Source organism: Ruegeria sp. N7 (assembly GCF_056531345.1).
Window position 1 is genome coordinate 1 of record NZ_JBQFLR010000037.1, and the last position, 6,879, is coordinate 6,879.

The following is a 6,879-nucleotide window of genomic DNA, read 5'->3' on the forward strand; positions in this document are numbered from 1 at the left end:
CAAAATTTGCGACATGTATGGACATCCCCCTTTGGGCAAGAAGAATCTTTGGTTGGCAATTCGCGTAGTCGGGTGCTGACATGTATGCGGCCTCATAGTGCGGCCTACACATGCCGCGGGCCCGTATGGAGTTCTCGGATCAAGTCCAATTCAGAACCACGTGCTGCAGGCACTGTGTCGCAAGCTGGTTTTCCTGATCTCGTCTCTTCGACTGTTGCGCCTTACCTTCCGTTTGACCTTCCCACGCCTCCGAGATCAGATCGTTTGCACGGCTCTAACGTGTAACGATTGATCCCGGTATTCTTCGCCATGTGCCATCAGCGCCCAGACGATACGCGCCATTTTATTGGCCAGTGCTACCCTGATTAACATGGGTGGCTTGCGCTCCAGCATCCTTGCGAGCCAGGATCCCGGGACGGCTCCTTTTTGTTCAGCCCACCTAACCACGGCACTGGCGCCAATAATGAGGAGGCGTCGCAACGTCCGGTTTCCCATTTTTGACGTGCGCCCCAGGCGCTGCTTGCCACCAGTCGAATGCTGGAGTGGGGTTAAGCCTACCCATGCTGCAAAATCGCGCCCCCGTCTGAATGTCGAAGGGGGTGGCGCAAGTGCAGCAAGCGCGGTCGCAATTATCGGGCCAACGCCTGGTATCGCGGTCAACCTCTGACATGTTTCATCTTCCCTGGCACGCTGTGCGATTTGCGCCTCCAGCTGTCTGATGCGGCCATTCAAAGCGTCAAGCGTATCGACAAAAATGCTCAGGAGAGGGCGGGACATCTCCGGCAATTCAATGGTGCCGTCTTCGACTGCAGAAACAAGTTTACGGACGTGTGTTGGGCCTTTGGCAACCACAAAACCGAACTCGGACAGGTGGCCGCGCAAGGCATTGATGATCTGCGTGCGTTGCCGGACCAACAAATCCCGCGCTTTGAATGCCAGGGCCGCAGCCTGATTGTCTTCGCTGCGGACCAGCACAAACCGCATCGTTGGTCGCAGGGCTGCCTCACAAACGGCTTCAGCGTCGATCAAATCACTCTTGCTGCGTTTCACAAACGGTTTGACATATTTGGGCGCGATCAAACGAACCGTGTGTCCGAGTGCTTCAAATTCCCGGCCCCAATAATGGCTCCCAGAACAAGCTTCCATCGCAATGGTGCACGCTGGCAGTTCAGCAATGAACGTCAGAAGTTTGTGGCGTCTCAGCTGTTTACGAAACACCACCTCGCCCGTGGAGCTGCACCCATGAAGTTGAAACACATTCTTCGCCAGATCTATGCCGACAAGGTCCAAGTTCGCCATTTTGCTACCCTCCTGATGGTTTCCATCTCCAAAACCTACCAGATGAGAGATCAGGGGATGTCCATTCCATCAGAACCTGGAACGTCCGGAAAGGGCCGTCTCCGAAATCCAGCGGCAATGGAGAAGGGGCCAATACCGCCCCGCGGCAAGGAATGATGCATGAATAAACAACTACTGTGGCCAGTTCGCACTGGAATGGCCTCGATAGCCCAGACACGAACTTCATTCATTAACTTTTGGCTTCCAATTGGCTTGTTTCATAGCGTCGCCAAGTTCCACCCCGTATTCTGGATTCGCAAATAGTCTTTGAAACAAAATATCCACCCTACTGTCAGGCCATTCACGCGAGAGTTTATCTGACATAGCTTGAGCTTCACTTTCGTTCCCCAGCATCTGATGAGCCGCCATCAGATAGGCGACAGAAACAGGGCCGACTGGGCCACCCTTTTGGGTCACCTGCTCAAAGGCGGAAACGGCACCTTCGAAATCCTTCAGATGGAACTTTGCAGACCCCATCGCGTTCTGAAACACATAACCTCGGTCCAAATCTCTTTTCGACAGTGCGTCTTCGCTGATCGCCACGACTTTTTCGAACTCACCTGAGTACAACAGGATCAATGACACGAACTCCAGCACGTGCACGTCGTTTGGTGCCAACCGCTGCGCCCTGTACGAGAACTCCATAGCTTCAGGCCAATTACCCTTGGTAAATTCGACCCAGGCCTTTGCAGATTGGCTCCACCCCATTTCGGGTGCCAATTCAATCGCCCGGCTGGCCTGTGTGTCCGCGTAACGCAGCAAGTCGCCGGTTGGATCAGCGTCCGGTGTAACCAGCACTATCGTTGCTGCAACCTGCGCGGCTCCTGCATGGCCTCCGAAATAGCTGTCGTCGTTTTCGATTGCCCCCTTGAATATCGTCAGGGCTCCGTTCAGTCGCGCGGGCTCCAAGGCCGGAAAGATCAAATCGCGGCCCGAATTGGCCAGGTTCACGGCCTGAAGCCGCATGGGGGATGCATCAAATATCGCGCTGCGCTCATCTTGGCTCAGGCTATCGACTGGCAGGCTGACTGGAACCCCACGATTTGTCGACATTAACGCAATTGCCACAGCAACACAGATTATAAGGAAAACCCCTGCAATCCCAATGAACGGGCGCGGCCAGGTGTAAGTCTTGGTTTCCGTCTCAGGTATTTCGGGCTGATCCGTCCCGGGCGATTTAATCGATATCTCAGGTGCGTACCCGCCTTTTGGCAGATCGAAAACAGTGACTTCATCGCGGCCATCTTCGACATAATATTCGGCCAGCTTGCGACGCAGGCGACCGGCGTCCACCCGCACCACATTTTCTCTTCGCGCCATCTCGGACATGGTCGCGCCGTAGACATCCATGGCGATTGTTTTGGCACGGATGTCATCGGCTCGACCGCTGATTGATTCCTCGACGACGTAGATAAGAAAGTCCTGCAGTCGCTGTGATCCAGCGAATGTCTGGGATCCGACAAGTCGCTGAAGCGCGACCCGCACATCTTTGGCGTCAGGCGTTCTACCACCACTAATACTAGTCGATGTGCTTTTGGATAATTCCATTTTTTCAGCAAGTTACATCTCTGATTATACCGTATTATGCCCCGATAAACCTTTTGTGAGAAGTGAATTCGGCCAACAATTCGGGGAATCTGTTGATTAGTCGAACGAGCGTCGAATTTGAAAGGTTACGTGCTTGATACCCTGTTTCCGAACCACCAAGCCGCAATTGCAGACTTACGGCGCGCGGACACGGTGTTCGATGAGATTTGCCGGGACTACCAGCTTCTCAGCGACGAGTATCTCTCCATGAATGATGAGCCGGCAAGCCAATCGTACCAGTTTGCCTGCGATATCCGCGAAACCCTGGATGGTCTTCGGGATGAAATCGCCCAGTCACTGCGGCGCGCAGGTAAGATGTAATTCGAAAATGGGGAAGGGATACCGATGAGATCAATATTTAAACATGCCTCGGCCATGGTGCTGATGGCTGGCGCGAGCTTTGCTCAGGATGCGCCCATCATTCATGACGGAGAGTTCCAGTTTCTCCGCGCACAATTTGGCGATCAATGGGATGCTCAGGATACGGAAATCGACGCAAAGCTTGCAGAAATCCGTGACGCCAATGACGGCAAGCCCCCTAATATTCTCTACATTCTGATCGACGATGTCAGCTTCGGTCAGATGGGCAACCGGACGATGAACTATGTCACCGGTTTCGATACGCCCAACATCAACGATTTTGCCACCGAAGGCATGTCCTTGATGAGGATGTATACCGAGCCATCCTGCACGCCAACACGAACAGCGATGTTGACAGGTCGTCATCCGGCGCGCGCGGGCGTGGAAGAGGTCAAGGTTGCGCTGGTCGGTGAAGGTCTTGCGGCCGAAGAAGTCACGATTGCCGAAATCCTGAAGGAGGAAGGGTACAACACCGCGCATGTCGGGAAATGGCATCAGGGCGATATTGAACAATCCTATCCGCACAATCAGGGGTTTGATTGGGCGGCCTTTCCTTTGCACCAGCAAGTTCAACTGAGTCTGATGATACGGGACGCAATGGTCGCCAACAACATGCTTGGCTACCATGCGTCGGGTCAGTCCAACCAGTTTCAGTTGGATCAACGGTTCAAACCCTACGGTCTGGTAACTGGCGTTGAAGGTGAAGCTGGTGGTCTTGCCCGCGAAGTCGATATGGCACCGGGCGAGGAATGGACGCAGGCGAAATACGAAGAAATGAACCTGCGCTATCAGCGTCAGGCATTGGAACAGCTGGAGAAGCTGGCTTCGCAGGACGATCCGTTCTTCATGCAGTACTGGCCGCTCTATCCGCTAAACTTTGCCTATCCTGATGAGGCCGTTTCCCGCAACGGTGGCTTCCATGCCGACAAGTTGCAGATCCTGGACGGTTGGATCGGCGAGGTGCTGGCCAAGCTGGATGAAACCGGAAAGGCAGACAACACCATCGTCATGATCATGGCCGACAATGGCCTGATGTATCATTATGAGGGGACTTCCGGCCTGAACCAGCTGATTTACCGCGGCGGCAAGACGCAGCATCTTGAAGGTGGTGTGCGTACCGATGCCTTCATCCGGTGGCCCGGCGCTATCGAGCCCGGCAGCGCGGCGGGTGACATTGTGCATGTCTCAGACCTGTTCACCACCTTTGCCCGGATCGCAGGTGCAACCGACCGCATTCCGCGCGACCGTGTAATTGACGGTATCGACCAGACCGCGCTGCTGCTTGAAGGCGAAGGCAACTCGCGCCGCGACTATGTTTACGTATATGAAGGACCGATCTTGCGCTCAGTAGTCAAGCAGGAGTTCAAAATGCACCTGCCTGCCCCCGGCCAACCCGGCGCAGCGGCTCCCGTGTTCAATGTCTACCGCGACCCACGCGAGGAACATCCCCTTATCGGGTACTCCCTATGGTCCGGGGCGTCTTTTCAGGACATGGTCAAGCGCCATCAGAAAACCATTGCCAAACACCCGCATCTGCCACTCGGAAAGGGTGTTCCTTATGAAGGAATCGAGAACCTTCGCCCTGAAAGCGAACTAACCAGGGAAGTCTTTTCTAGCTGGCAATAACGAACTTGGGACGGTGGTGGCAAAGCCACCATCTCATCAATCGCACGAGAACTTTTCAGGTACATGATGGCCAGCCATTTTTTCATTCATTCTATCCTGACGTCCGCGTTGCTGATAGCGGGTAGCGCTGCCGGAGCAGAGGAAAACGCGTCAAACCCATTGGCTGCGGTCAACAACACGGACATTCGCTATCAGTATTTTGATCTGGAGGGCGGCGCAGACCGTCAGGATGCATTCATTGATGGCGCATACATGCTGCGACCTGATCTGAAATTGAAATATGAGCTCCATTACAATTCGACGAATGCGACCGGGGAGAGGTTCAACGGGTTTGAAAAGACCAGCTTCAAGCTGATCTATTTCCCGTCACAAAAACCCCTGAATGACACTTGGGCCGTCAAATCCGCGCTCGGGCTGGAGTGGATCCTTGATTTTGGCGACCCCGAGGAAGGTATAGGCACCGGGTCGGATCAGATCGCCCCGTTTGGTGGCTTTGCCTTTGCAAACACAAACACTGGCATGACGCTGATCCCTTTGGTCCAGCATTTCGCATCGTATAATGGGTCGACCGATGTCAGCCAAACTGCAATGCGCCTGATTGCGCTTCAGCCGTTCGGTGATGGGTATTGGGCCAAAGCAGATATCAAAGCGCCATATGATTGGGAAAACGACGCCTAGCCTGCAACCGCTGAGCTTCAGATTGGCAAAAATCTCAGCCCCGGTATTGCCCTCTATGCAGATGTGTTGATCGGGATCGGCGCTGATCGCCCTTATGACCAAGGCATCGGGATCGGCCTCAGATTCAACTACTAAGTTTCATGAACCCCAAGGACAAAGCTATGTCTCACCTCTCACTACTCGGCGCAATCACGCTTGCGACCGGCCTTCTTACGCTGCCGACACTTGCCGGTGCTCAATCACTGCCCGCGCCGGATCAGGACGAAACCGGCTGGCGTCATGGTGCAGCGTTCTATCTGTTCACACCCCTAAGAACCACAGGGACATCGACCGTGGCTGGACAATCCGCTGACTTGGATCTGGATCTCGGTGACGTGCTGGACGTGCTCGATTTCGCAGCGGCCGGACGGTATGAGGCATGGAATGGGGATTTTGGAATAATCGTCGACGCGAACTATGTTGGCATCGAACAAGATACCTCGCTGCCTGGCCCTTTGGGTTCCGATCTCAATGTCGACGTGCGCCAAAAATGGTTTGGTATTCTGGGTGCTTACCGCATTTTAGACTCTGTATACGGAGCCGATGATCAGCGCTATACGATCGATCTTCAGGGGGGCGTTAGATACAACTCTATTCGTCAGGAGATCGGTATAACCACACCGGGCCCGGGAAATCCACCTGTTTTAGGTGGCGATCAGGATTGGATCGAACCTGTAATCGGCGCGCGCGGTATGTGGCGCCTAAATGAGCAATGGACCGGAATTGCTTCTTTGGAGCTTGGCGGTTTTGGCGCCGGTGGGAATGACCTTCAGGTCGGTGTGAATATCGGATTCGATTACCAACCCTGGGAGAAAACGGCACTCACATTTGGATACCGCTACTTCAGCGTCGACTATAGCGATACGCTGAGTTCCGGAGAATTCGCCTATGACGTCGAACAGCACGGGCCATACTTTGGCATCAAGTATTTCTTCTAAGGGCGGGTATGAAACTAGACGACTGTGAAAGAAACTCGTTTTGAATCTGGTGCTGGGAAAAGGAGTTCACTAGTGAATCTACCCGACGACTGTATTATGCAGCGTAAGAGAAATTATGATAAATTTGCGCGAGCCCTATCCGTGCGCTCCAATTGTTCAATCCAGGGCCTTTTCCTGACGAGCTTTCCCCAGTCTCGTGGACATCACGTTCCGCCAGGTCCAGATGGACCTGTCCCGTTTTTGTGCCGCCCCAAGTGCTCGTTTAAGCCACTTTCCTTTCGAATGCGACAGGGCTTTTCCAGCCCAATGCTGA

General features: G+C 54.0%; 6 protein-coding genes. 4 read left to right on the forward strand and 2 right to left on the reverse strand.

The features are described from left to right. Positions 1-255 precede the first annotated feature (255 nt). Entirely contained in the window at positions 256-1,299 is a 1,044-nt protein-coding gene (locus ACR0ES_RS19920) for an IS110 family RNA-guided transposase (protein WP_480871577.1), read from the reverse strand. A gap of 222 nt (positions 1,300-1,521) precedes the next feature. Then, complete coding sequence (locus ACR0ES_RS19925) at positions 1,522-2,886, reverse strand: tetratricopeptide repeat protein (RefSeq protein ID WP_480871578.1); 1,365 nt, start codon at positions 2,884-2,886, stop codon at positions 1,522-1,524. Positions 2,887-3,015: 129 nt separating this feature from the next. On the opposite strand from ACR0ES_RS19925, the gene ACR0ES_RS19930 reads away from it, so the two are divergent. From ACR0ES_RS19930 to ACR0ES_RS19945, 4 genes are all read left to right on the forward strand, one after another. Further along, complete coding sequence (locus tag ACR0ES_RS19930; RefSeq protein WP_171212846.1) at positions 3,016-3,246, forward strand: hypothetical protein; 231 nt, start codon at positions 3,016-3,018, stop codon at positions 3,244-3,246. 24 nt (positions 3,247-3,270) lie between these two features. Further along, positions 3,271-4,911 carry a sulfatase-like hydrolase/transferase gene (locus ACR0ES_RS19935; protein ID WP_171212847.1) on the forward strand — a complete coding sequence of 547 codons (1,641 nt, stop codon included), beginning with the start codon at positions 3,271-3,273 and terminating at the stop codon, positions 4,909-4,911. A 63-nt stretch (positions 4,912-4,974) separates the two neighbouring features. After that, the gene (locus tag ACR0ES_RS19940) at positions 4,975-5,589 is read left to right on the forward strand and encodes a hypothetical protein (protein ID WP_480871579.1); all 615 of its coding nucleotides are present in this window, start codon (positions 4,975-4,977) and stop codon (positions 5,587-5,589) included. A 161-nt stretch (positions 5,590-5,750) separates the two neighbouring features. Then, positions 5,751-6,566: a hypothetical protein gene (locus ACR0ES_RS19945; RefSeq protein WP_480871580.1), complete on the forward strand. Its 816-nt coding sequence runs from the start codon at positions 5,751-5,753 to the stop codon at positions 6,564-6,566. The last annotated feature ends 313 nt before the right edge of the window (positions 6,567-6,879 follow it).

Coding starts and splice junctions, on each gene's coding strand:
- ACR0ES_RS19940 (WP_480871579.1), top strand. CDS start 4,975: ATGATGGCCAGCCATTTTTTCATTCATTCTATCCTGACGTCCGCGTTG.
- ACR0ES_RS19920 (WP_480871577.1), bottom strand. CDS start 1,299: ATGGCGAACTTGGACCTTGTCGGCATAGATCTGGCGAAGAATGTGTTT.
- ACR0ES_RS19945 (WP_480871580.1), top strand. CDS start 5,751: ATGTCTCACCTCTCACTACTCGGCGCAATCACGCTTGCGACCGGCCTT.
- ACR0ES_RS19935 (WP_171212847.1), top strand. CDS start 3,271: ATGAGATCAATATTTAAACATGCCTCGGCCATGGTGCTGATGGCTGGC.
- ACR0ES_RS19925 (WP_480871578.1), bottom strand. CDS start 2,886: ATGGAATTATCCAAAAGCACATCGACTAGTATTAGTGGTGGTAGAACG.